Source organism: Streptosporangium sp. 'caverna' (assembly GCF_003203775.1).
In the GTDB taxonomy this organism is placed as follows: domain Bacteria; phylum Actinomycetota; class Actinomycetes; order Streptosporangiales; family Streptosporangiaceae; genus Streptosporangium; species Streptosporangium subroseum.
Genome location: NZ_CP029711.1, coordinates 3,359,739 through 3,381,747 on the forward strand (window position 1 = coordinate 3,359,739; position 22,009 = coordinate 3,381,747).

The following is a 22,009-nucleotide window of genomic DNA, read 5'->3' on the forward strand; positions in this document are numbered from 1 at the left end:
CCCATTGGAAGGAAGATGACGATGACGACCCGCCCGAAGCCCTGGCACGGCGTGATGGTGGCCACCGCGCTGCCCCTCGGCGAGGATCTCTCCGTAGACCTGGACGGCTACGCCGAGCACTGCCGGTGGCTGGTCGCCTCCGGGTGCGACGGCGTGGTGCCGAACGGATCGCTGGGCGAGTATCAGACGCTGACCCCCGAGGAGCGGGCCTCGGTCGTGGAGACCGCCGTCGCCGCCGTCGGCGGGGACCGGGTCATGCCGGGAGTCGCCGCCTACGGCGCGCTGGAGGCCCGTCGCTGGGCGGAGCAGGCTCGCGACGCCGGGTGCCGGGCGGTGATGCTGCTCCCGCCGAACGCCTACCGGGCCGACGACAGGATCGTGGTGGAGCACTACCGCGAGGTGGCCAAGGCGGGCCTGCCGGTGGTGGCCTACAACAACCCCTTCGACACCAAGGTGGACCTCACCCCGGCGCTGCTCGCGCGGCTCCACGGAGAGGGGCTGATCGTGGGGGTCAAGGAGTTCAGCGGCGACGTCCGCCGGATCTACGAGATCGCCGAGCTCGCCCCCGGCCTGGAGGTGCTGGTCGGCGCCGACGACGTGCTGCTGGAGCTGGCTGTGGCCGGCGCGGTCGGCTGGGTGTCCGGTTTCCCCAACGCGCTGCCCACCTCCACCGTGGCCCTGTACCGGGCGGCCATGGCCGGGGACCTGACCACCGCGCTCCCGCTCTACCGCGCGCTGCACCCGCTGCTGCGCTGGGACTCCAAGCCCGAGTTCGTGCAGGCGATCAAACTCTCCATGGATCTGGCCGGGCGCAGGGGCGGCCCGTGCCGCCCGCCGCGACTGCCGCTCATCGCCGAGCAGGAGGCCACCGTCCGCGCCGCCACCGAGAAGGCCCTGGCCGAGGGTCTGCGCTAGGCGGTCGTTCCCGGACCCCACGGCCGCGGACGACGCCCGTCGCGCCCGGCCGCCGGTTCGGGAGGCACCTCCGGCTCCGAATCCTGTGCCGCGGTCGTTCACCCAGAAAGCGACCGTAGGCTCGAAAAGCAGTCACCCCCCGCGAGGAGAATCAATGAGGACAAAAAGGGTCTTTCATGCGGTGGACTCCCACACCGAGGGCATGCCCACCCGTGTGATCACCGGGGGAGTGGGAGTCATCCCCGGCGCGACCATGGCCGAGCGCCGGAAGCACTTCCTGGCCGAGATGGACCACATCCGGACCCTGCTCATGTATGAGCCGCGCGGCCACTCCGCGATGAGCGGGGCCATCTTGCAGCCGCCCACCCGGCCCGACGCCGACTACGGCGTGCTCTACATCGAGGTCTCCGGCTGCCTGCCCATGTGCGGCCACGGCACCATCGGCGTCGCCACCGTCCTGGTGGAGACCGGGATGGTCGAGGTCGTCGAGCCGGTCACCGTCATCCGGCTGGACACCCCCGCGGGACTGGTCGTCGCCGAGGTCCAGGTCGAAGACGGCGCCGCCATGGCCGTGACCATCACCAACGTGCCCTCGTTCAGCGTCGGCCTGGACCGCACGGTCAAGGTGGCGGGCATCGGCGAGGTCACCTACGACCTGGCCTACGGGGGCAACTACTACGCGATCCTGCCGATCGAGTCGGTGGGCCTGCCGTTCGAGCGCTCGCACAAGCAGCAGATCCTCGACGCGGGCCTGGCGATCATGGGTGCGATCAACGAGCAGGACGAGCCCGTCCACCCGCTGGACGACGGCTTCCGGGGCTGCCACCACGTGCAGTTCACGGCGCCGGGTTCGGACGCCGGGCACTCGAGGCACGCGATGGCGATCCACCCCGGCTGGTTCGACCGCTCGCCCTGCGGCACCGGCACCAGCGCCAGGATGGCCCAGCTCCACGCCCGGGGCGAGCTCGCGCTGAACACCGACTTCGTGAACGAGTCGTTCATCGGCACCCGTTTCGTGGGGCGGCTCGTCGAGGAGACGGAGGTCGCCGGCCTGCCCGCGGTGGTCCCGACCATCACCGGGCGGGCATGGGTCACCGGCACCGCCCAGTACTTCCTCGATCCCCGTGACCCCTTCCCCGAGGGCTTCCTGCTCTGACGCGCTCCCCGATCCGGGAGGACTCCGTCGGCCGATTCCCATCGGGCCACGTCCGGTGTCGACCACGCAGGTCGAGAGGATCCACAACGAATCGACCGGCGGAGTCCTGGGAGATCGAGGATTCCCGGGCGGTTCACGGTCGTGATCGGCCGCTCGGCGGGCACGTCCGGGCACGACCGAGAGCGGTTGTGCCCGGCCTGACCGGGGGTCACGGTCGGGGGGGTGCCTCCTCGTGTGGCCCCCGTCACATGCGGCGAAACAGTGTATGAACGTTAACGGTCTTGTTTCGGCCCTTGACGCGCACATCCACGCAAAGTGCAATGTCACACATCATTCGATGTGAGGAGCCGCGCATGCGTGCCATCCCCTTGAAATCCCTCGCCTCCCTGGCCGTTCTCGGTCTCCTGGCCACCGGATGTGGCCAGGGTCTGCTCGGTGGCGGCGACAGCGGCGACCAGGCGGCGAAGAAAGACGGTCCGATCCTCCTCGGGATGCTCATCCCGCAGTCGGGCAGCGAGGCCGCCATCGGCCCCTATATGAGCAACGCGGCGCAGCTCGCGGTCGACGAGATCAACGCCAAGGGCGGGGTGCTCGGACGCCAGCTGGAGCTGAAGACCGCCGACGACGCCTGCGACGCCCAGTCGGCGGCCGCCGGGGCGAACAAGCTGGTCACCGAGGCGGTGGACGTCTCCGTGGGCGGTTACTGCTCGGGTGCGACGCTACCGACCCTGCCGATCTTCGGCAAGGCGAACATCCCGATGATCATTCCGGCCGCCAACTCCCAGGAGCTGGTCGACCAGAAGCTCAAGCACGTCTTCCTGATCAACGGCACGGGCTCCCAGCAGGCCATGGCCGCGGAGAAGTGGATCACGAAGCAGGGCGCCAAGAGCGTCGCGCTGATGCACGACAACACCAGCTACTCCAAGGACATCGCGGTCCGCACCCAGGCCCTGCTGGAGGCTCCCGGCGGCGCCGAGCCCGTGATCACCGAGGCGGTCACGCCCAAGGAGAGCGACTACAGCGCCAACATCACCAACGTGCTCGACAAGAAGCCCGACTTCGTCTACTGGACCGGCTACTTCCAGGAGGGCGGGCTGATCGCACGCCAGCTCCGCCAGGCCGGGTACAAGGGCTCGATCATGGTCGGGGACGGCTCGGTCTCGCCCAAGCTGATGGAGATCGCCGGCGCCGAGGCCGCCGAGGGCGTCTACGCCACGATGACCCAGACCCCCGACACGCTTGAGGGCGCGGAGGGCTGGATCGCGGCCTACCAGAAGAAGTACAACGCCGCCCCCGGCCCCTACTCCAACCAGGCCTACGACGCGGTGCGGCTGGCCGCCGAGGCGATCACCAAGGCGGGCGGCACCGACGGCGCCAAGGTCATCGCCGCACTCGAGGCGATCGACGGGTTCCCGATGTTCTCCGGGCCCCTGAAGTTCACCCCCGAGCACACCCTGGCCAGCGGCGGCTTCCAGATCCTCGTCGTCAAGGGTGACAAGTTCGCCCTGCAGGACGCCCTCAAATGATCAGAGTGACGCGGGCGGTCGATGAGGGTGCCGACGAGCTCGGCACCCTGGTCCTCCGGCCGGTGAAGGAGGCCGCCGCGTGACCCAGCTCGTCTGGAACGGCCTGTTCGTCGGCTCGTTCTACGCCCTGGTGGCCCTCGGCTACAGCATGGTCTACGGGATCATCAAGCTGCTCAACTTCGCCCACGGCGACCTGTACATGCTCGGGGCGTTCGTCGGCTTCGCCATTCTCGGCGCGGTCGGCGGCGTCTCCCCCTCCATGGCCCTGCCGCTGCTGCTCGTGGTGCTCCTGGCGACCATGGTGGTCACCGGCCTGGCCGGGGTGGCGCTGGAGCGGATCGCCTACCGGCCGCTGCGCCGCGCGCCCCGGCTCTCTCTGCTGATCACCGCCGTCGGCGCGTCCTTCGCCCTGGAGTACGGCATGCGCGCCGTGGCCGGCGCCGACCCGCAGGTCTACCCGGTCCGGCTCGGCGGCACGGCGATGGAGGTGCTCGGCGCCCGGCTGACCCTCCAGCAGCTCGTCCTCATGGGCGTGGCCGTCGTGCTCATGATCGCTCTCAACCTGCTGGTCACCCGGACCCGGGAGGGCCGGGCGATGCGGGCCATCGCGCTGGATCCGCGCACCAGCGCGCTGATGGGCATCAACGTGAACTCGGTGATCTCCCGGACCTTCTTCGTCGGCTCGGCCCTGGCCGGGGCCGCGGGGGTGATGGCCGGGGCCTACTACGGGAAGATCGACTTCATGATGGGCTTCCTGATCGGGCTCAAGGCCTTCACCGCCGCGGTCATCGGCGGGATCGGCAACATCCCCGGCACGATGCTCGGCGGGCTGCTGCTCGGGCTGCTGGAGTCGTTCGGCACGTACTGGCTGGGCGGGGAGTGGCGCGACGTGTTCGCCTTCGGGGTGCTGATCCTGTTCTTGACCGTGCGGCCCACGGGCCTGCTCGGCGAGCGCGTCACGGAACGCGTATGAGCACGACCAAGGTCCGCCGCCTCGGCACGGACAAGCCCCCGACCCGGGCGTCGAGGCTGATGCGGAACAAGTGGGCCGGGACCGCCGGGCTGCTGATCGCGCTCCTCGCGCCCTTCGTCGACGCCACGCCGTACGCACTGTCGATCATGACCAGCGCGGCCATCGCCGTGATGCTCGCCGCCGGGCTGAACATCGTGGTCGGCTACTGCGGCCTGCTCGATCTCGGCTACGTGGCCTTCTTCGCGGTCGGCGCGTACACCAGCGGCGTGCTCGCCACCCGCTTCGACCTGCCGCTGCTGGCCACCGTGCCCATCGTCATCGTGGTCACGGTCATCGCCGGGATCATCATCGGCGCGCCCACCCTCCGGCTCCGCAGCGACTATCTCGCCATCGTGACCCTGGGCTTCGGCGAGATCATCCGGATCACCGCCAACAACCTGGACGTCACCGGCGGGCCCTCGGGGATCTACGGCATCCCGCACCTGGTCGAGAACAAGGTGCTCTTCTACTACGTCACCGTGGTCGTCGTCTCGCTGGCCGTCCTCGGCGCGGCCCGCCTGGGCCGCTCCCGGCTCGGCCGGGCCTGGCGTTTCGTCCGGGAGGACGAGGACGCCGCTGAGGCCATGGGCGTGCACACCTACCGCGTCAAGCTCGCCGCCTACATCGCCGGAGCCGTCTGGGGCGGCCTGGCCGGCGTCCTGTTCGCCTCCCAGCTGTCGGCGATCTCCCCGGGAAGCTTCACCTTCCTGCAGTCCGCGCTGGTCCTGATGGCCGTCGTCCTCGGCGGCATGGGCTCGATGCCCGGCGTCGTCATCGGCGCCGTCGTGATCAGCCTCCTGCCGGAGGTCCTCCGCGGCCTCGCCGACTACCGTTTCCTGCTGTTCGGCATCCTTCTCATCATCGTCATGCTCCTGCGCCCGCAGGGGCTCTGGCCCGCCCGTTCCAAGGAGGTCTCGTGAGCCTGCTGAGCGTGGAGGACCTGCGCCTGTCCTTCGGCGGGCTGGCGGCCATCGACGGGCTCTCGTTCTCGGTGGACGAGGCGGAGATCGTCTCCGTCATCGGGCCCAACGGTGCGGGCAAGACGTCGGCCTTCAACTGCGTCACCGGTTTCTACCGCCCGACCTCGGGCCGGATCACCCTGCGGGACAAGAACCTCCTCGGGCTGAGACCGTCGGCCGTCGCTGGTCTCGGCGTCGCGCGGACGTTCCAGAACCTGCGCCTGTTCGGCGAGCTGTCGGTCCTGGACAACGTGCGGGCCGGGTCGCACCTGTGGCTGCGGCAGAGCGTCCTCGACGCCCTGCTGCACACCCCCCGCTACCGCCGCTCCGAGCGCGAGTGCACCGAGCAGGCCCACCACTGGCTGGACTTCGTCGGCCTGCGCGGTGACCGGTACGGAGCCGCCCGCAACCTGCCCTACGGCGAGCAGCGCCGTACGGAGATCGCCAGGGCGCTCGCCCGCCGTCCCGACCTGCTGCTGCTCGACGAGCCCGCGGCCGGGCTCAACCACGGTGAGAAGGAGGAGATGCTCGACCTGATCCGGCGCATCCAGGAGCTGGGCGTGGCCATCGTGCTCATCGAGCACGACATGGGCCTGGTCATGGAGGTCTCCGAACGCGTGGTCGTGCTGAACTTCGGCAAGGAGATCGCCGACGGCCGCCCCGAGGACGTCCGCGAGAACCCGGCCGTCATTGAGGCCTACCTCGGGAGCGACGCCCATGCTTGAGATCCACGGACTCGACGTCCACTACGGCGGCGTGCACGCGCTGCGCGGCCTGTCCCTCACCGTCGCGAAGGGAGAGATCGTCGCCCTTCTGGGCAACAACGGCGCGGGCAAGACCACCACGCTGGCGGCGGCCTCCGGCCTGGTGCGGCCCAGCGCCGGAAAGATCGTCTTTGACGGCAAGGACATCACCAGGGAGAAGCCGCACAAGATCACCGCAAGCGGCCTGGTGCACGTCCCCGAGGGCCGCAAGATCTTCAGTACGCTCACCGTGCATGAGAACCTGCAGCTCGGCGGCTACCTCGTCCGGGACCAGGCCGAGATCCGCAGGCGGATCGAGCGCGTCTACGAGCTGCTGCCCCGCCTGGCCGAGCGGCGCGGCCAGCACGGCGGCACGCTCTCCGGCGGCGAGCAGCAGATGCTGGCCATCGGCCGGGCACTGGTCACCGGGCCCAGTCTGCTGTTGCTCGACGAGCCCTCGATGGGATTGGCCCCGCTGGTGGTCGCCTCGGTCATGGAGCTGATCGCCGGTATCAACGCGGACGGCACCTCGGTGCTGCTCGTCGAGCAGAACGCGACCGTCGCGCTCAAGATCGCTAACCGGGGTTACGTCATCGAGAACGGCGAGTGCGTGCTCGACGGCCCCGCCGCCGAGCTCCGCGAGGACGCCCGGGTGGTCGAGGCCTACCTCGGCGGAGTGCGGCGGAACGGGGGCACGTGATCTTCTCCCCGCGGCCTCCCCGAAGCCGAAGCCAGAGGTCTCCACGCTGGAAGGACTCAGGATGATCGAGACGATCGACTACCACACCGCGGGGGAGCCGTTCCGGATCGTCGTCGCCGGGGCGCCGGGCATCCCCGGTGACACGGTGCTGGAGCGCCGTGAGGCGGCGGGGGCTCCGGAGATCGACGCCGTGCGGCGGCTGCTCTGCCACGAGCCGCGCGGGCACGCGGACATGTACGGCTGCTTCCTCGTCCCTCCGGACGACCCCGGCGCCCATCTCGGCGTGCTGTTCTGGCACAAGGACGGCTACTCCACCGCCTGCGGCCACGGCACCATCGCACTCGGTGTGTACGCCGTGGACAGCGGGCTGGTCAAGGCCGACCCCGACGGGGAGACCGACGTGGTCGTCGACGTCCCCTCCGGCAGGGTGACGGCCAGGGTCCGCTGCGTGGCGGGCCGGATCGAGGCCGTCACCTTCAGGAACGTCCCCTCCTACGTGGTCGCGCGAGGCGTCCGGCTGGGCTCTGCTCCCGGCGTCCCCGGCTCCGGCCCGCGGCCCGCCGGGGCCCAGGACGCCGGCACGGTGGGTGGGAGCCGTCCGCCGGAGCCCTCCGGGACGGAGCGCCCCGCCGGGATCCAGGACGCCGGCGCCGCGGTGAGCGGGGGCCGCCCGCCGGAGCTCGCCGGGCTCGCCGGCGTCACCGTCGACGTCGCGTACGGCGGGGCCCTCTACGCCTCGGTTCCGGCCGCGGCGTTCGGGCTGAGCGTGGTCCCCGAGCATCTCACCGAGCTGATCGCGCTCGGCCGGGCGATCAAGGCCGCCCTGGCCGGCCACCCCGCCGCCAGGCATCCGGGCGACGACCGGCTCTCCGGGATCTACGGCGTCATCTTCCACGACGAGCTGGGCCCCGGCCACCAGCGCAACGTGACGGTCTTCGCCGACGGAGAGGTGGACCGCTCGCCCTGTGGGTCGGGCACCGCGGCCCGGCTGGCGCTGCTGCACGACGACGGCTTCACCGGCACGCTCGTCCACGAGAGCATCGTGGGCACCTCCTTCCGCGCCCGGGTGGCCGAGGTGACCGACGAGGGGGTCGTCGCCGAGGTGGAGGGCATGGCCTACCGCACGGGGGAGCACCGGTTCGCCCTCGATCCGCGCGACCCGGTGGGCACCGGGTTCACCCTCCGGTGAGCGGCCTGCCGTACCTCGACGGGGAGAGGTTGCGCGAGCTGGTGCCGATGGCGCGGGCCGTACAGGTGCTGGAGGACGCGCTGCGCGACGGGCTCGACCCGGAGGAGACGCCGCGGCGGCCCGTCGTGGAGGTCCCCGCCGGGCAGCTGCTGCTGATGCCCGCCGCGTGGGGACGTCACGTGGGGATCAAGATCGCCGCAGTCGCCCCGGCCAATCCCTCGCGCGGGCTGCCCCGGATCCAGGGCACCTACCTGCTCATGGACGGGGAGACCCTGGCCCCGCTGGCCACACTGGACGGTGTGGCGCTGACCTCGCTGCGCACCCCGGCCGTCTCCGCGCTCGCCGTACGGCACCTGGCCGGACCCGGCGCCGCGACGATGGCGGTGTTCGGCACGGGCCCGCAGGCGTGGGGACACGTCGAGGCATTCCGCGCGGTCCGCCCCGTGGACCGGGTGATCGTGATCGCCAGGGACCGGGGGAGGGCGGAGGCGTTCGCCGGGCGGTGCGCGGACGAAGGGCTCCGGGCGGACACCGTGGCCGGTCTCGGACAGGCCGATCTCATCGCCTGCTGCACGAGCGCCAGGGTGCCCCTGTTCGACGGTAGGCTCGTCCGCGACGATGCGACCGTGGTCGCGATCGGCTCCCACGAGCCGGACGCCCGGGAGATCGACGATGATCTCGTCGCCCGTTCCACCGTTTTCGTCGAAGCCCGCGGCGCCGCCCTGGCCGAGGCAGGGGATCTGATCATCCCGTTGCGGAACGGTACGATCACCGATGGTCATCTCGCTGGGAACCTCCGGGAACTGATCACCGGTGCCGTGCCCCCGGGACCGGGCCCCAGGGTGTTCAAGAGTGTGGGCATGGCCTGGGAGGACCTGGTGGTGGCGGCCGCCGCCTACGGGGCGTGGACGCGAGCGAGATGAGAGGCGCCGGTATGAGTTCTTCGGCGGACAACCGGCTCGACCTGCCGGTCGTGAGCGAGCGGCAGAGCCTGCGAGAGCAGGTGGCTCACGCGCTGAGGGCGGCACTGATCACCGGTGAGATGAGGCCGGGCACGGTCTACTCGGCGCCGGTGCTGGCCGCCCAGTTCGGGGTCTCGGCGACCCCGGTGCGCGAGGCGATGCTCGACCTGACCAAGGAGGGCCTGGTCGAGGCGGTGCGCAACAAGGGTTTCCGGGTCACCGAGATGTCCGACCGCGACCTGGACGAGCTCACCGAGATCCGCAGGCTCATCGAGGTGCCCACGGTGGCCCGGCTGGCCGGCACGGACCGCGCGGAGAGCTTCGACCTGCTCCGCCCGGTGGCTCAGGAGATCGTCGACGCGGCGGAACGCGGCGACCTGCTCGCCTACGTCGACGCCGACCTCCGCTTCCACGTGGAGCTCCTGGCGCTGGCGGGCAACGTCCACCTCGTGGAGGTGGTGCGCGACCTGCGCAAGCGGGCCCGGCTGTATGGCCTGTCCGCCCTCCACCAGCGGGGCCGTCTCCCCGACTCCGCCCGCGAGCACCTCGATCTGCTGGAACTGCTCGCGGCCGGCGACGCGGGCGCCGCCGAGCAGCTGATGCGCGACCACATCCAGCACGTCCGGGGAATCTGGGCCCGGCCCCCGCAATAGCCCCCGACGCGGCGCGGCCGGTCGGCGTCTGCCACGTCATCCATGACCACGATGTGGCCGTGGCCCGCGACGCGACGCGGCCCTGCGGCCGGTCGGCGGCGCCACGGCCACATCGACGGTCGGTGCGTGTCGCGGGTCGCGCCCACGCCGACGGTCGGTGCGTGTCGCGGGTCGCGCCCACGCCGACGGTCGGTGAGTGTCGCGGGTCGCGCCCACGCCGACGGTCGGTGAGTGTCGCGGGTCGCGCCCACGCCGACGGTCGGTGAGTGTCGCGGGTCGTGCCGACGGTCAGCGGGTGCTGCGGGTCGCGCCCACGCTGGCGATGACCACGCAGCCGATGGCGGCCCACTCGCGCACCTCGAGCACCTCGCCCAGCACGAGCAGGCCGACGATCGCGGCCACCGCGGGCTCCAGGCTCATCAGGATGCCGAACACCCGCTTGGGCATCCTGCGCAGCGCCTCCAGCTCGATGGAGTAGGGGATGACCGATGACAGCAGGCCCACCCCGAGCCCGATCAGCAGCAGCTCCGGCTGGAGCAGGTCGGCCCCGCCGGTGGTGATCCCCACGGGGGCGATCACCACGAATGACACGATCATCGCGAAGGAGAGGCCGGTCGTGCCGGGGAAACGCCCGCCCACCGAGGCCGACAGCAGGATGTAGCCCGCCCAGCAGACCGCCGCGACCAGCGCGAACCCGATCCCGGCCCAGCTGATCCGGGAGGTCGCCGTCCCCCACGGGGCCAGCATCACCACGCCCGACCCGGCCAGCACGACCCAGATCAGGTCCATGCGGCGGCGCGAGGCGGCCACCGCCACGCCGAGCGGGCCGAGGAACTCGATCGCCACGGCGATGCCCATGGGCAGCCGCGCCAGGGCCTCGTAGAACGACAGGTTCATCACGCCCAGCGTCACGCCGAACGCCACGCCCGCCCCGAGGTCGGCCCTGGTCAGCCCCTTCAGCCGGGGCCGGGCGACCACGCCCATGATCAGCGCACCCATCGCGATCCGCAGGAACACCACCGCGCTCGGCGGCAGCTGGGAGAACAGGTCCTTGGCGAATCCCGCGCCCACCTGCACGGACAGGATGGCCAGCAGCACCAGCCCGGACGGCGGGATGGCGTCGGACGCGGCGCGCAGCAGCGCTCCGGGCCTGGGCAGCCCGGGCTCGTACGGCTCGGCGGGCCCGTCCAGGGCTTGGGCGGTCACGGGACTCCTCGGTGCCAGGTGCAATGGGGTGATTCAGACCTTACTGTCGGTCCGACCCTACTCATGGAGGGTGCCATTTCCAGGGCGATGTCCGTCATGTGAGACGACCCCGCTGCCGTGGGGCGTCACGATTGTTCCGGCGGTGTGGAACATCGCGATCATGCCCGCCGGGCATGGAATGTCACGGTTCTTCCCGTCGGAGGCAGGGGGCGTCGTGGTCATGCCCGCCGGGCATGGAATGTCACGGTTCTTCCCGTCGGAGGCAGGGGGCGTCGTGGTCATGCCCCTCCAGGCGCGGAACGCCATGGTCGTCTCCGGGGGGGCCTCGCGGTCAGGTCCGCCGGGTGTAGAGCGCCACGGTCATGCCGGGCACCCGTCCCGTCCGCCACGCCCTGTCGCGGACGAACCCCTCCCCGACCAGGGTGATGACCTTGTCGACGCGAGAGCCCGCCTCGGGGGCGCCCCGCCAGATCACCCAGACCCGTTCGACCCCGCCGACGGCCGCGGCGACGTCGGTCCGTTCCGGATAGCCGAAGGACTCCGGCAGGGGGTCGTCGCCCAGGAGCAGCACGTCGTCGGGGAGGCTCGCCCCGCCGTAGTAGCGGAAGCCCTCACGCAGCGAGGACCGTCCGTAGATGATCGCGTCGCCGGGACGGGCCTCGCCCGTGATGACCCGTACCGCCCGGGGGAAGTTCTCGTGGTGGCCGTCCTCCCCGCGGAGGTCGAGCTGCCCCGGCAGCCCCGCGGCCAGAAAGCCCGTCAGCGTGAGGGCGGTGAGCACGTGGGGCACCGAGGCCAGGGCGATCCCGGCCAGCAGCGCGTAGGCGGGCACCGTCGCGAACAGGTAGCGGTCGACGTAGATCGGGGAGACCAGGTGGGACAGGGTGAACAGCAGGAGGGGCGGCAGGACGGCCCAGCCGGCCAGAGCCGTCATCCAGAGCCGGTCGGCGCGGAGCCGCCGCCACAGGAACAGGGCGGACAGCGCCAGGACCAGCAGGACGCATCCCGCGAGCGAGGTGCCCCCCACCATCTTGGGCAGTGCCAGGAACACGTCCGGGCCGGGCAACGTGATCCAGCTGATCGCGTGCCGTTCGTTGAAGCCGATCACGACCCAGACCGCCCCGGGAAGGCACCCGAGGGCCATGCTCGGCAGCATCCTCCTCAGGAGGCCCCTGTCGTACAGCGTCACCGCGAGCAGGTGGGCGGCCAGCACGAGCAGCGCGAACACCTGGGTGCAGCCGAGCAGCGCGACGGCCGCCGCGTATCTCCACCAGCCGCCGGGCCGCTCGGGCTCCTCCGCGGCCCGGTGCAGCGCCCAGATGGCCAGGACCGTGGCGGCGGCCGCGAACGCGTAGGAGCGGATGTTCTGCCCGTGGTAGGAGACCGAGGGCACGAGCATGTAGACGGCCGCCGCGGCCAGGCCGGCGGGCGGGGAGTGCAGCCGCCGTCCCAGATCGGCGATGAGCGCGGTGGCCACGCCCGTCGCGATCGCCGAGGGCAGCCGCAGCCACCACTGCGCCTGGCCGAACTCCATCCACAGGTGCATGAAGCCGTAGTAGGGCAGGAAGTGCCCGTCGATGTTCAGGGCCAGCTCCCAGAGCCCGCCCGCGCTCCGGCCGGCCGCGCTGAGGGTGGCCAGCTCGTCGGATGACTGGGAGACCGTCGATGAGCCGACGACGGCGACAAGCGTGGCAACAATCCCGATGGCCAGACTTGGCCACATTCGCCCCGAATGTCGTGTCGCCGATACGGATGAAGATCGCGTTTCGGTAATGATCACTCGGAGGATGCTAAAGCGTGTTGATCATTCCCAGCGAAAAGTTCGCGAAGTTATGAAAAGTGACACCACGGCCCAGGCCGCGAGGATGGCCACCGCGGCCAGCGGCAGCCCGGCGCCGTCGGTTAGGACCGAACGGAGCCCGCCGGTCAGCGCGGAGATCGGCAGCGCCTCCAGCACCGGCCGCACCGACTCCGGGAACTTCGAGAGCGGGAAGACGACCCCGCCGCAGCCGAGCAGTACCAGGTAGACGAGGTTGGCCCCGGCGAGCGTGGCCTCCGCGCGCAGGGTGCCCGCCATCAGCAGGCCCAGACCGCTGAACGCGGCGGTGCCCAGCAGGATCAGCAGGACCAGGGAGACCACGGCCAGGGGGGAGTGCGCGGGACGCCAGCCCAGGGCGATCGCCACCCCGCTGAGGACCACCACCTGGATGATCTCCACGGCGACCACCGCGAGAGTCTTGGCCAGCATGAGCCCGGTCCGCGACAGCGGGGTCGCGCCCAGCCGTTTCAGCACGCCGTACCGGCGCTCGAAGCCGGTCGCGATGGCCTGCCCGGTGAAGGCCGTGGACATCACGGCCAGCGCGAGCACGCCGGGGGTCATGAAGTCCACCCGGGAGCCGCCGCCGACGTCCACCAGCGGGGCGGCCGAGAAGCCGACGAGCAGCAGCACCGGAATGATCATTGTGAGCAGGAGCTGCTCGCCGTTGCGGAGCATGGACCGGATCTCCGCGCCCGCCTGCGCCAGCACCATCCGGCGGAGCGGCGCGGCACCCGGGGCGGGTGCGAAGTCCAGGGTCGTCACGATGCTCTCCTGCGGTCTGGCGCGGGCCGTGCCCGTCGATGGGCGGGCCGCATGCGGCGGTGAGGGGAGTGCGGGGAGCGAAGAGGCGTCATCGGAGCTCACGGCCGGTCAGTTCGAGGAAGACGTCCTCCAGGGTGCGGCGCTCGATGCTCAGGTCGTCGGCGGTGACGCCCTCGGCGGCGCACCAGGTGGTCACGGTCGCCAGAAGCTCGGGCCCGACCTGTCCCTCGATGATGTAGTGCCCCGACGGCGACTCCTTGGCCGCGCTGCCGCCCGGCAGCGCGGCGAGCAGCTCGTCCAGGGAGAGCCCGGGCCGGGCGCGGAAACGCAGTTGCCGCTCGGCGCCGGTCAGCGAGGTGGGCGTGCCCTCGGCCACGACCCTGCCGTGGTCGATGATCACGATCTGGTCGGAGAGCTTCTCCGCCTCGTCCATGTGGTGGGTGGTGAGCACCACCGAGACCCCGGCGGTGCGCAGGTCGCTCACCAGCTCCCAGCAGGCGTGCCTGGCCTGCGGGTCCAGGCCCGCGGTGGGCTCGTCGAGGAAGACCAGCTCGGGGCGGCCGATGACGGCCGCGGCCAGCGACACGCGCTGCTGCTGGCCGCCGGACATCCTCCGGTACGGCGTGCGGGCGTGCTCCGTCAGTCCCAGGCGGTCCAGCAGCTCCGCCGGGTCCAGGGGGCTGGCGTGGAAACGGCTCATCAGGCGCAGCCACTCCCCGCAGCGCATCGCCGGGGGCACGCCGCCCGCCTGGAGCATCACCCCGACCTTCGCCCGCAGCTCCGCCCTGGAGGGGTCGAGCCCGAGCACGTTCACGGTGCCGCCGTCGGCTCGCCGGAACCCCTCGCAGATCTCGACGGTCGTGGTCTTGCCCGCGCCGTTGGGGCCGAGGATCGCGGTGACCGCGCCGCGGGCGGCACTGAAGGTGAGGCCGTCGATCGCGGTCGTTCGGCCGTATCTCTTGACCAGATCGATGATCTCGACGGCTGGGGACTCCATGGCCACGAGTTTAGGGACTGCCCGTGCCGGTCACGCGCCCGGACCACCTGCCAGGAGCCTGTTCTGCCCGGCGTCCACCCGGCTTCCGGCGGTGAAGGGCTCCGGCCGGATCCCGCGGAAACCATCGGCCCTCCGCGGCCTCCGACCTGGGAGCGCGGCCGCATGGGGCCGTCCGCCGGCCCGCCGGTCCGGTGCCCGGACACCCGGTGGGGCGGGCGTCTCCGCTCCCGCTCTTCCACCCGCCCGAGCATCACATATAGGTATTTTTACCGAAATTTCCGTTACTAAGGAATTCGGATGACCCGGTCGTGGTTTAGACCCTCTGGCCCTCGTGGGTCCATCGTGGCCTGCGAGGAAAAGGGGATCGGGTATGACTGCGGCCGTCATCGCGCCGGAGGTCGCGCCGATCACACGGCGCAGGGGACTGCTGCTCATCCTGGGCGCACTGTCGGCGATCGGTCCCCTCTCGATCGACATGTACCTGCCCGCGCTGCCCGCCATCGCCGGGGAGATGGCCGCCGGACAGGCGGAGGTGCAGCTCACCCTGACCGCGTGCCTCATCGGCGTCGCCGTGGGACAGGTCATCGCGGGCCCCCTCAGCGACGTGCGCGGCCGGCGGACGCCACTGTTGCTCGGCATCGCGGCCTACGCCGTCGCCTCCCTGCTGTGCGCGTTCTCGCCCTCGGTGTACGGGCTGGTCGGATTCCGCCTGCTCCAGGGCATCGCGGGCGGCGCCGCGCTGGTGATCGTCCGCGCGGTCGTCCGTGACCTCTACGAGGGCGCGGCCATCGCCCGCATCTTCGCCACCCTCATGCTCGTCAGCGGTCTCGCGCCGATCCTGGCCCCGATCGCGGGCGCGCAGCTGCTCAACTACACCTCCTGGCGCGGCGTCTTCGTCGTGCTCAGCGCCGCGGGGCTCCTCCTGCTGGCCGCCGCGATGTTCTGGGTCCGGGAGACGCTCCCGTCCCACCGGCGCGAGGGAGGCGGGCTCAAGCACACCCTCGTCACCTTCGGCCACCTGCTCCGGCACCGCTCCTTCATGGCCAGCGCGCTGGCCGGCGGCCTGGGCTTCGGCGGCCTGTTCGCCTACATCTCCGGCTCGCCGTTCGTGCTCCAGGAGGTGTACGGCGCCTCGCCGCAGACTTTCTCCCTGGTGTTCGCGCTGAACTCCTTCGGCCTGACCATCACCGCGCAGATCGGCGGCCGTCTCGCCGGTCGAAAGATGACCCCCGAGCGGCTGATCCTCGTCGGGCTGTTCCTCAACGCGATCGGAGCCGTGGCACTGCTCGCCACCGCCCTGTTCGACCTGCCCCTGGGGGTGCTGATCGCCGCGCTGTTCGTGATGATGTGCGGCGCGGGCTTCGTCCTGCCGGGCAGCGGCGCGCTCGCGCTGGCCGGCCAGCCCCAGCAGATCGCCGGGAGCGCCTCGGCGCTGACCGGTGTGCTGCAGTTCGCGATCGGCGCGGTCGCCGCCCCGCTCGTGGGGATCGGCGGCGGAGGTTCGGTGCTGCCGATGGCTCTGGTCCTGGCCGGGTTCACCCTCGCGGCGATCATCGCCTTCGTCGGTCTGCGGTGGTCGCCGAGGAGCGTTTCCGCAGGTTAGGTAAGCCTTACCTGCGTGACAAACCGCATTCCCGGGGGGTCCGATACCGGTTGTCACCCGGGAAGTAATTAAGGCACACTGATGTTGTGAAATACGTGACCGAGATGTCAGGCACCGAGGAGACCGCCGTCGTGCGGCTCTCCGGCGTGTCCGCCGAGCGGAGCACGCGTGCGCGTGTCGCCCGGCTCATCCTGGAGCACGGACCCATCACCGCCGCCTCCCTCGGCGAACGGCTCGGGCTCACCCCCGCCGCCGTCCGCCGCCATCTGGACGCGTTGCTCGCCGACGGCCTGACCGAGGTCCGTACGGCGAGGCCCCGCGGCCAGCGCGGACGCGGGCGTCCGGCGAAGATGTTCGTCATCACCGACGCCGGGCGGAGCGCCTTCGAGCACGCCTACGATGGGCTCGCGGGAAGCGCGCTGCGTTTCCTCGCCGAGCGCGTGGGCGAGGAGGCCGTGGCCGAGTTCGCGCGGTCACAGGTGTCCGCTCTCGTCGAGCGCCTGCGGCCGGAGATGAGCGAGGTCCCCGTCGACCAGCGCGTCCGCGTCCTGGCCGAGGCACTGTCGGCCGAGGGCTACGCCGCCTCGGCGAGCAAGGCAAACCTCGGTGGCGAACAGCTGTGCCAGCACCACTGCCCGGTGGCGCACGTGGCCGCGGAGTTCCCGCAGCTCTGTGAGGCCGAGACGGAGGCGTTCGCGCAGATCCTCGGCACTCCCGTGCAGCGGCTCGCGACCATCGCCCACGGCGACGGCGTATGCACCACTCACGTCAGCCCCCACAGAACGACCGAGCCGGGTGCGAAAGAGCGTAGGACCAGCTCGAAGGCATCGGGGCCGGGGCAGTCGTCAGCAATCCACGAAACGATCGACACATTGAGTAAGGAGACCGGAAGGTGACTGTCACCGACCGCCCGGAGCTGGAAGGCCTCGGGAATTATAAGTTCGGCTGGGCCGACTCGGACCTCGCTGGTTCCACAGCACGTCGTGGCCTGTCCGAGGAGGTCGTCCGCAACATCTCCGCTCTCAAGAACGAGCCGGAGTGGATGCTGGAGCTCCGCCTGAAGGGCCTGCGCCTGTTCGGCAAGAAGCCCATGCCCAACTGGGGTTCCGACCTCAGCGGCATTGACTTCGACAACATCAAATACTTTGTGCGCTCCACCGAGAAGCAGGCCGCTTCCTGGGAAGAGCTGCCCGATGACATCAAGAACACCTATGACCGGCTTGGCATCCCGGAGGCGGAGAAGCAGCGCCTGGTCGCCGGCGTCGCCGCCCAGTACGAGTCCGAGGTCGTCTACCACCAGATCCAGAAGGACCTTGAGGACAAGGGTGTCATCTTCGTCGACACCGACACCGCGCTCAAGGAGCACGAAGAGCTCTTCAAGGAGTACTTCGGCACCGTGATCCCGGTCGGCGACAACAAGTTCGCCGCCCTGAACACGGCCACGTGGAGCGGTGGCAGCTTCATCTACGTGCCGCCGAACGTCAACGTGGAGATCCCGCTCCAGGCCTACTTCCGGATCAACACCGAGAACATGGGCCAGTTCGAGCGCACCCTGATCATCGTGGACGAGAACTCCTACGTCCACTACGTCGAGGGCTGTACGGCGCCGATCTACTCCTCCGACTCGCTGCACAGCGCGGTCGTGGAGATCGTCGTGAAGAAGGGCGCCCGCTGCCGTTACACGACCATCCAGAACTGGTCGAACAACGTCTACAACCTGGTCACCAAGCGCGCCGTTGCCTACGAGCACGCGACCATGGAGTGGGTCGACGGCAACATCGGCTCCAAGGTCACCATGAAGTACCCGGCCGTCTACCTCATGGGCGAGTACGCCAAGGGTGAGACGCTGAGCGTCGCCTTCGCGGGCGAGGGCCAGCACCAGGACGCCGGCTCCAAGATGGTGCACCTCGCGCCGCACACCAGCTCCAGCGTCATCTCCAAGTCCGTCGCCCGTGGCGGCGGCCGCACCTCCTACCGCGGTCTGGTCCAGATCGAGGAGGGCGCGTACGGCAGCGCCAGCACCGTCAAGTGTGACGCGCTGCTGGTCGACCAGATCAGCCGCTCCGACACCTATCCCTACGTGGACGTGCGTGAGGACGACGTCTCCATGGGACACGAGGCCACGGTCTCCAAGGTCTCCGACGACCAGCTCTTCTATCTGATGAGCCGCGGTATGGGCGAGGACGAGGCGATGGCGATGATCGTGCGCGGCTTCGTCGAGCCGATCGCGCGTGAGCTCCCGATGGAGTACGCCCTCGAGCTGAACCGCCTGATCGAGCTGCAGATGGAAGGGGCCGTCGGCTGATGGGTCTCGAAACCAAACCTCTGTCGACACTCCACGAGAAGGCCTCGTACAACGTGGAGGACTTCGCGGTCCCGACCGGCCGCGAAGAGGAGTGGCGGTTCACCCCGCTCTCCCGCCTCAAGGGTCTGCACAGCGGTGCCGCGACCTCCGGGAGCGTGGCCGTCCACGTGGACGCCGCCCCCGAGGTCACGGTGGAGACCGTGGGCCGCGACGACCAGCGGCTCGGCAAGGCCTACGTGCCCGCCGACCGGGTCAGCGCCCAGGCCTACGCCGCCTTCGAGAAGGCCACCGTGCTCACCGTGGCGCGCGAGGTCGTCGCCTCCAAGCCGACCGTGATCACCTTCACCGGATCCGGTGAGGGCCACGCCTACGGCCACACGGTCGTCAGGCTCGAGCCGATGGCCGAGGCCGTGGTCGTCCTGGACCACCAGGGCAGCGCGGTCTACGCCGACAACGTCGAGTTCGTCGTGGGCGAGGGCGCCACGCTCAAGGTCGTCAGCCTGCAGGACTGGGCCGACGACACCGTGCACGTCTCCCACCACCACGCCCAGCTCGCCAAGGACGCGACCTTCCGCAGCTTCGTGGTCACCCTCGGCGGCGACCTGGTACGGCTCTCGCCGTCGGTCTCCTACGCGGGGCCCGGCGGCGACGCCGAGCTGATCGGCCTCTACTTCGTGGACGCCGGCCAGCACCTGGAGCACCGCCTGCTGGTGGACCACTCCCAGCCGAACTGCAAGAGCAACGTCGCCTACAAGGGCGCGCTGCAGGGTCAGGACGCCCACGCGGTGTGGATCGGCGACGTCATCATCAGGGTCGAGGCCGAGGGCACCGACACCTACGAGCTGAACCGCAACCTGCTGCTCACCGACGGCGCCCGCGCCGACTCGGTGCCGAACCTGGAGATTCTCACCGGTGAGGTCGCCGGGGCCGGCCACGCCAGCGCCTCCGGACGCCTGGACGACGAGCACATCTTCTACCTCCAGGCCCGCGGCATCCCGTTCGAGGACGCGCGCCGCCTGGTCATCCGGGGCTTCTTCGCACAGCTCCTGGAGAAGATCGAGCTTCCCGAACTCCGTGAGCGGGTGCTCGCCAAGGTTGAGGCGGAGCTCGAAAAGTGACCTTCGAGAAAGTCTGCAAGCTGGCCGACATCCCCGATGACGGTGTGATCGGCCTGGAGGTGGGGGAGACCCCGATCGCCCTGGTCCGCCAGGGCGAAGAGGTCTTCGCCCTGCACGACGTGTGCTCCCACGCCGAGGTGAAGCTCAGCGAGGGCGAGGTCTACGAAGGCACCCTGGAGTGCTGGCTGCACGGCTCGTGCTTCGACCTCCGCTCGGGCAAGCCCACAGGTCCGCCCGCCAACAAGCCCGTTCCCGTATACCGAGTAAAGATCGACGGCGATGACGTCCTCGTCTCGCTTTCGAAGGAGTCATAACAGTGTCTGATGTGAGCCGAGTCCCCTCGGGGTCCACCCTTGAAATCCATGACCTGCACGTCGCCGTCGGAGACAAGGAAATCCTGCGCGGTGTCAACCTGACCGTGAAGGCCGGCGAGACCCACGCCATCATGGGCCCCAACGGCTCGGGCAAGTCCACGCTCGCCTACGCGATCGCGGGCCACCCGAAATACACCATCACCGGCGGCCGGGTCCTGCTGGACGGTGCCGACCTGCTGGAGATGAAGGTCGACGAGCGTGCCCGCGCGGGCCTGTTCCTCGCCATGCAGTATCCGGTCGAGGTCCCCGGCGTCAGCGTCTCCAACTTCCTGCGCACCGCGGTCACCTCCATGCGCGGCGAGGCTCCCAAGCTCCGCCAGTTCGCCAAGGACCTGAAGACCGGCATGGACGCCCTGTCCATCGACGCCGCCTTCGCCCAGCGCAACCTGAACGAGGGCTTCTCCGGCGGCGAGAAGAAGCGCCACGAGATCCTCCAGCTCGAGCTGCTCAAGCCGAAGATCGCCGTCCTCGACGAGACCGACTCCGGCCTGGACGTCGACGCGCTGCGCGTGGTCTCCGAGGGCATCAACCGCTTCCGCTCCTCCGGCGAGACCGGCGTGCTGCTCATCACCCACTACACCCGCATCCTGCGCTACGTGAAGCCGGACTTCGTCCACGTCTTCGCCGCGGGACGCATCGTGGAGCAGGGCGGACCGGAGCTCGCCGACAAGCTCGAGGCCGAGGGCTACGAGGCATACACGAAGGCATCTGCGTAATGAGCACAGGCTTTGACGTGGAGAGGATCAGGAAGGACTTCCCCGTCCTCTCCCGGGAGCTGCCCGGCGGCAGGCCGCTGGTCTACCTTGACTCGGGAAACTCCGCTCAGAAGCCCACCCAGGTGATCGAGGTCATGCGCGATCACCTGGCCATGCACTACAGCAACGTCGGCCGTGCCCTGCACGCGCTGGGCGCCGAGTCCACCGAGGCGTACGAGACCGCCCGCGACAAGGTCGCCGCCTTCATCGGCGCACCGAGCCGCGACGAGATCATCTTCACCAAGAACGCCTCCGAGGCGCTCAACCTGGTGGCCTACGCCTTCGGCAACCCCATCACCGAGGACCCCCGTTTCCGGCTCGCCCCCGGCGACGAGATCGTCATCTCCGAGATGGAGCACCACTCCAACATCGTGCCGTGGCAGATGCTCGCGCAGCGCACCGGCGTGAGGCTGAGGTGGTTCTCCGTCACCGACGAGGGCCGCCTGGACCTGTCGAACCTGGAGGAGCTGGTCAACGAGCGCACGAAGATGGTGTCGATCGTGCACCAGTCGAACGTGCTCGGCACGATCAACCCGGTCGCCCAGGTGCTCGCCAGGGTCCGCGAGGTCGGCGCGCTGATGATGCTCGACGCCTCGCAGTCGGTGCCCCACCACTCGGTGGACGTGGCCGCGCTGGGCGTCGACTTCCTGGCCTTCACCGGGCACAAGGTCGTCGGCCCCTCCGGGATCGGCGTGCTGTGGGGCCGCGGCGAGTTGCTGGACGCCATGCCCCCGTTCATGGGCGGCGGCGAGATGATCGAGGCGGTCTGGATGGACCGCTCGACCTACGCGCCCGCGCCGCACAAGTTCGAGGCGGGCACCCCGCCGATCGTCGAGGCCATCGGTCTCGGCGCCGCGGTGGACTACCTGTCCGAGATCGGGATGGACGCCATCGCCCATCACGAGCACGAGCTCACCGGCTACGCGCTCGACGCGCTGGGGGAGATCCCCGGCCTGAAGGTGATCGGCCCGAAGAGTCTCGAACAGCGCGGTGCGACTGTTTCATTCACTCTTGAAGGGATTCACCCGCACGACGTCGGGCAGATCCTGGATGACAACTTCGGCGTGGCCGTGCGGGTGGGGCATCACTGCGCCCGCCCGCTCCACCTGAGGTTCGGGATTCCCGCCACCACGCGGGCGTCCCTCTATCTTTACAACACTCCGGCCGAGATCGACGCCCTGGTCCGCGGCCTCCATCACGTGCGGAAGGTGTTCGCCTAGTCATGCCGGAGCAGTCAAGCCGGCGAGCGGGCAAC

Annotated in this window: 21 protein-coding genes; 17 read left to right on the forward strand and 4 right to left on the reverse strand. The window is 70.2% G+C overall.

Annotated elements, in window-relative coordinates; all coding sequences use genetic code 11:
• Nucleotides 1–21: 21 nt before the first annotated feature.
• From DKM19_RS14830 to DKM19_RS14875, 10 genes are all read left to right on the forward strand, one after another.
• Nucleotides 22–915: a dihydrodipicolinate synthase family protein gene (locus tag DKM19_RS14830; protein ID WP_110705725.1), complete on the forward strand. Its 894-nt coding sequence runs from the start codon at nt 22–24 to the stop codon at nt 913–915.
• Between the two features lie 154 nt (nt 916–1,069).
• On the forward strand, nt 1,070–2,071 hold the full coding sequence (locus DKM19_RS14835) for a proline racemase family protein (protein WP_110696194.1): 1,002 nt from the start codon (nt 1,070–1,072) through the stop codon (nt 2,069–2,071).
• A gap of 353 nt (nt 2,072–2,424) precedes the next feature.
• Entirely contained in the window at nt 2,425–3,597 is a 1,173-nt protein-coding gene (locus DKM19_RS14840) for a branched-chain amino acid ABC transporter substrate-binding protein (RefSeq protein WP_110696195.1), read from the forward strand.
• A gap of 79 nt (nt 3,598–3,676) precedes the next feature.
• Complete coding sequence (locus DKM19_RS14845; protein WP_089210292.1) at nt 3,677–4,570, forward strand: branched-chain amino acid ABC transporter permease; 894 nt, start codon at nt 3,677–3,679, stop codon at nt 4,568–4,570.
• Nucleotides 4,567–5,529 (forward strand): branched-chain amino acid ABC transporter permease, encoded by a 963-nt coding sequence (locus DKM19_RS14850; protein ID WP_179282240.1) that lies wholly within the window; start codon nt 4,567–4,569, stop codon nt 5,527–5,529. The genes DKM19_RS14845 and DKM19_RS14850 overlap by 4 nt, the downstream gene beginning before the upstream one ends.
• A complete protein-coding gene (locus DKM19_RS14855) occupies nt 5,526–6,293 on the forward strand; it encodes an ABC transporter ATP-binding protein (RefSeq protein ID WP_110696196.1) in 768 nt (255 codons plus the stop codon). Before DKM19_RS14850 ends, DKM19_RS14855 begins: the two co-directional genes overlap by 4 nt.
• The gene (locus DKM19_RS14860; RefSeq protein WP_110696197.1) at nt 6,286–7,011 is read left to right on the forward strand and encodes an ABC transporter ATP-binding protein; all 726 of its coding nucleotides are present in this window, start codon (nt 6,286–6,288) and stop codon (nt 7,009–7,011) included. The genes DKM19_RS14855 and DKM19_RS14860 overlap by 8 nt, the downstream gene beginning before the upstream one ends.
• A gap of 61 nt (nt 7,012–7,072) precedes the next feature.
• Nucleotides 7,073–8,200 carry a proline racemase family protein gene (locus DKM19_RS51635; protein WP_110696198.1) on the forward strand — a complete coding sequence of 376 codons (1,128 nt, stop codon included), beginning with the start codon at nt 7,073–7,075 and terminating at the stop codon, nt 8,198–8,200.
• The gene (locus tag DKM19_RS14870) at nt 8,197–9,123 is read left to right on the forward strand and encodes an ornithine cyclodeaminase family protein (RefSeq protein WP_110696199.1); all 927 of its coding nucleotides are present in this window, start codon (nt 8,197–8,199) and stop codon (nt 9,121–9,123) included. The genes DKM19_RS51635 and DKM19_RS14870 overlap by 4 nt, the downstream gene beginning before the upstream one ends.
• 11 nt (nt 9,124–9,134) lie before the next feature.
• The gene (locus DKM19_RS14875) at nt 9,135–9,815 is read left to right on the forward strand and encodes a GntR family transcriptional regulator (RefSeq protein ID WP_110696200.1); all 681 of its coding nucleotides are present in this window, start codon (nt 9,135–9,137) and stop codon (nt 9,813–9,815) included.
• A gap of 288 nt (nt 9,816–10,103) precedes the next feature.
• On the opposite strand, the gene DKM19_RS14880 is transcribed toward DKM19_RS14875, so the two are convergent.
• The 4 genes from DKM19_RS14880 to DKM19_RS14895 form a co-directional block, all read right to left on the reverse strand.
• The gene (locus tag DKM19_RS14880; RefSeq protein WP_204358805.1) at nt 10,104–11,021 is read right to left on the reverse strand and encodes a DMT family transporter; all 918 of its coding nucleotides are present in this window, start codon (nt 11,019–11,021) and stop codon (nt 10,104–10,106) included.
• Nucleotides 11,022–11,352: 331 nt separating this feature from the next.
• A complete protein-coding gene (locus DKM19_RS14885) occupies nt 11,353–12,744 on the reverse strand; it encodes a glycosyltransferase family 39 protein (protein WP_110696201.1) in 1,392 nt (463 codons plus the stop codon).
• A gap of 81 nt (nt 12,745–12,825) precedes the next feature.
• Entirely contained in the window at nt 12,826–13,551 is a 726-nt protein-coding gene (locus tag DKM19_RS14890; protein ID WP_110705727.1) for an ABC transporter permease, read from the reverse strand.
• 139 nt (nt 13,552–13,690) lie between these two features.
• Nucleotides 13,691–14,599: an ABC transporter ATP-binding protein gene (locus DKM19_RS14895; RefSeq protein WP_110696202.1), complete on the reverse strand. Its 909-nt coding sequence runs from the start codon at nt 14,597–14,599 to the stop codon at nt 13,691–13,693.
• 370 nt (nt 14,600–14,969) lie between these two features.
• Between DKM19_RS14895 and DKM19_RS14900 the strand changes: the two genes are divergently transcribed.
• The 7 genes from DKM19_RS14900 (at nt 14,970) to DKM19_RS14930 (ending at nt 21,974) form a co-directional block, all read left to right on the forward strand.
• A complete protein-coding gene (locus DKM19_RS14900) occupies nt 14,970–16,202 on the forward strand; it encodes a multidrug effflux MFS transporter (RefSeq protein ID WP_110696203.1) in 1,233 nt (410 codons plus the stop codon).
• A gap of 104 nt (nt 16,203–16,306) precedes the next feature.
• Nucleotides 16,307–17,098, forward strand: coding sequence for a metalloregulator ArsR/SmtB family transcription factor (locus tag DKM19_RS14905; protein WP_110705728.1), 792 nt, complete (start codon nt 16,307–16,309; stop codon nt 17,096–17,098).
• Nucleotides 17,095–18,507, forward strand: a complete 1,413-nt coding sequence (gene sufB / locus DKM19_RS14910; protein ID WP_110696204.1) for a Fe-S cluster assembly protein SufB — start codon at nt 17,095–17,097, stop codon at nt 18,505–18,507. The genes DKM19_RS14905 and sufB overlap by 4 nt, the downstream gene beginning before the upstream one ends.
• Complete coding sequence (sufD, locus tag DKM19_RS14915) at nt 18,507–19,625, forward strand: Fe-S cluster assembly protein SufD (RefSeq protein ID WP_110696205.1); 1,119 nt, start codon at nt 18,507–18,509, stop codon at nt 19,623–19,625. The genes sufB and sufD overlap by 1 nt, the downstream gene beginning before the upstream one ends.
• Complete coding sequence (locus tag DKM19_RS14920) at nt 19,622–19,939, forward strand: non-heme iron oxygenase ferredoxin subunit (protein WP_089210281.1); 318 nt, start codon at nt 19,622–19,624, stop codon at nt 19,937–19,939. The genes sufD and DKM19_RS14920 overlap by 4 nt, the downstream gene beginning before the upstream one ends.
• Nucleotides 19,940–19,983: 44 nt before the next feature.
• On the forward strand, nt 19,984–20,715 hold the full coding sequence (gene sufC, locus DKM19_RS14925; protein WP_239514447.1) for a Fe-S cluster assembly ATPase SufC: 732 nt from the start codon (nt 19,984–19,986) through the stop codon (nt 20,713–20,715).
• On the forward strand, nt 20,715–21,974 hold the full coding sequence (locus tag DKM19_RS14930; protein ID WP_110696207.1) for a cysteine desulfurase: 1,260 nt from the start codon (nt 20,715–20,717) through the stop codon (nt 21,972–21,974). The genes sufC and DKM19_RS14930 overlap by 1 nt, the downstream gene beginning before the upstream one ends.
• The last annotated feature ends 35 nt before the right edge of the window (nt 21,975–22,009 follow it).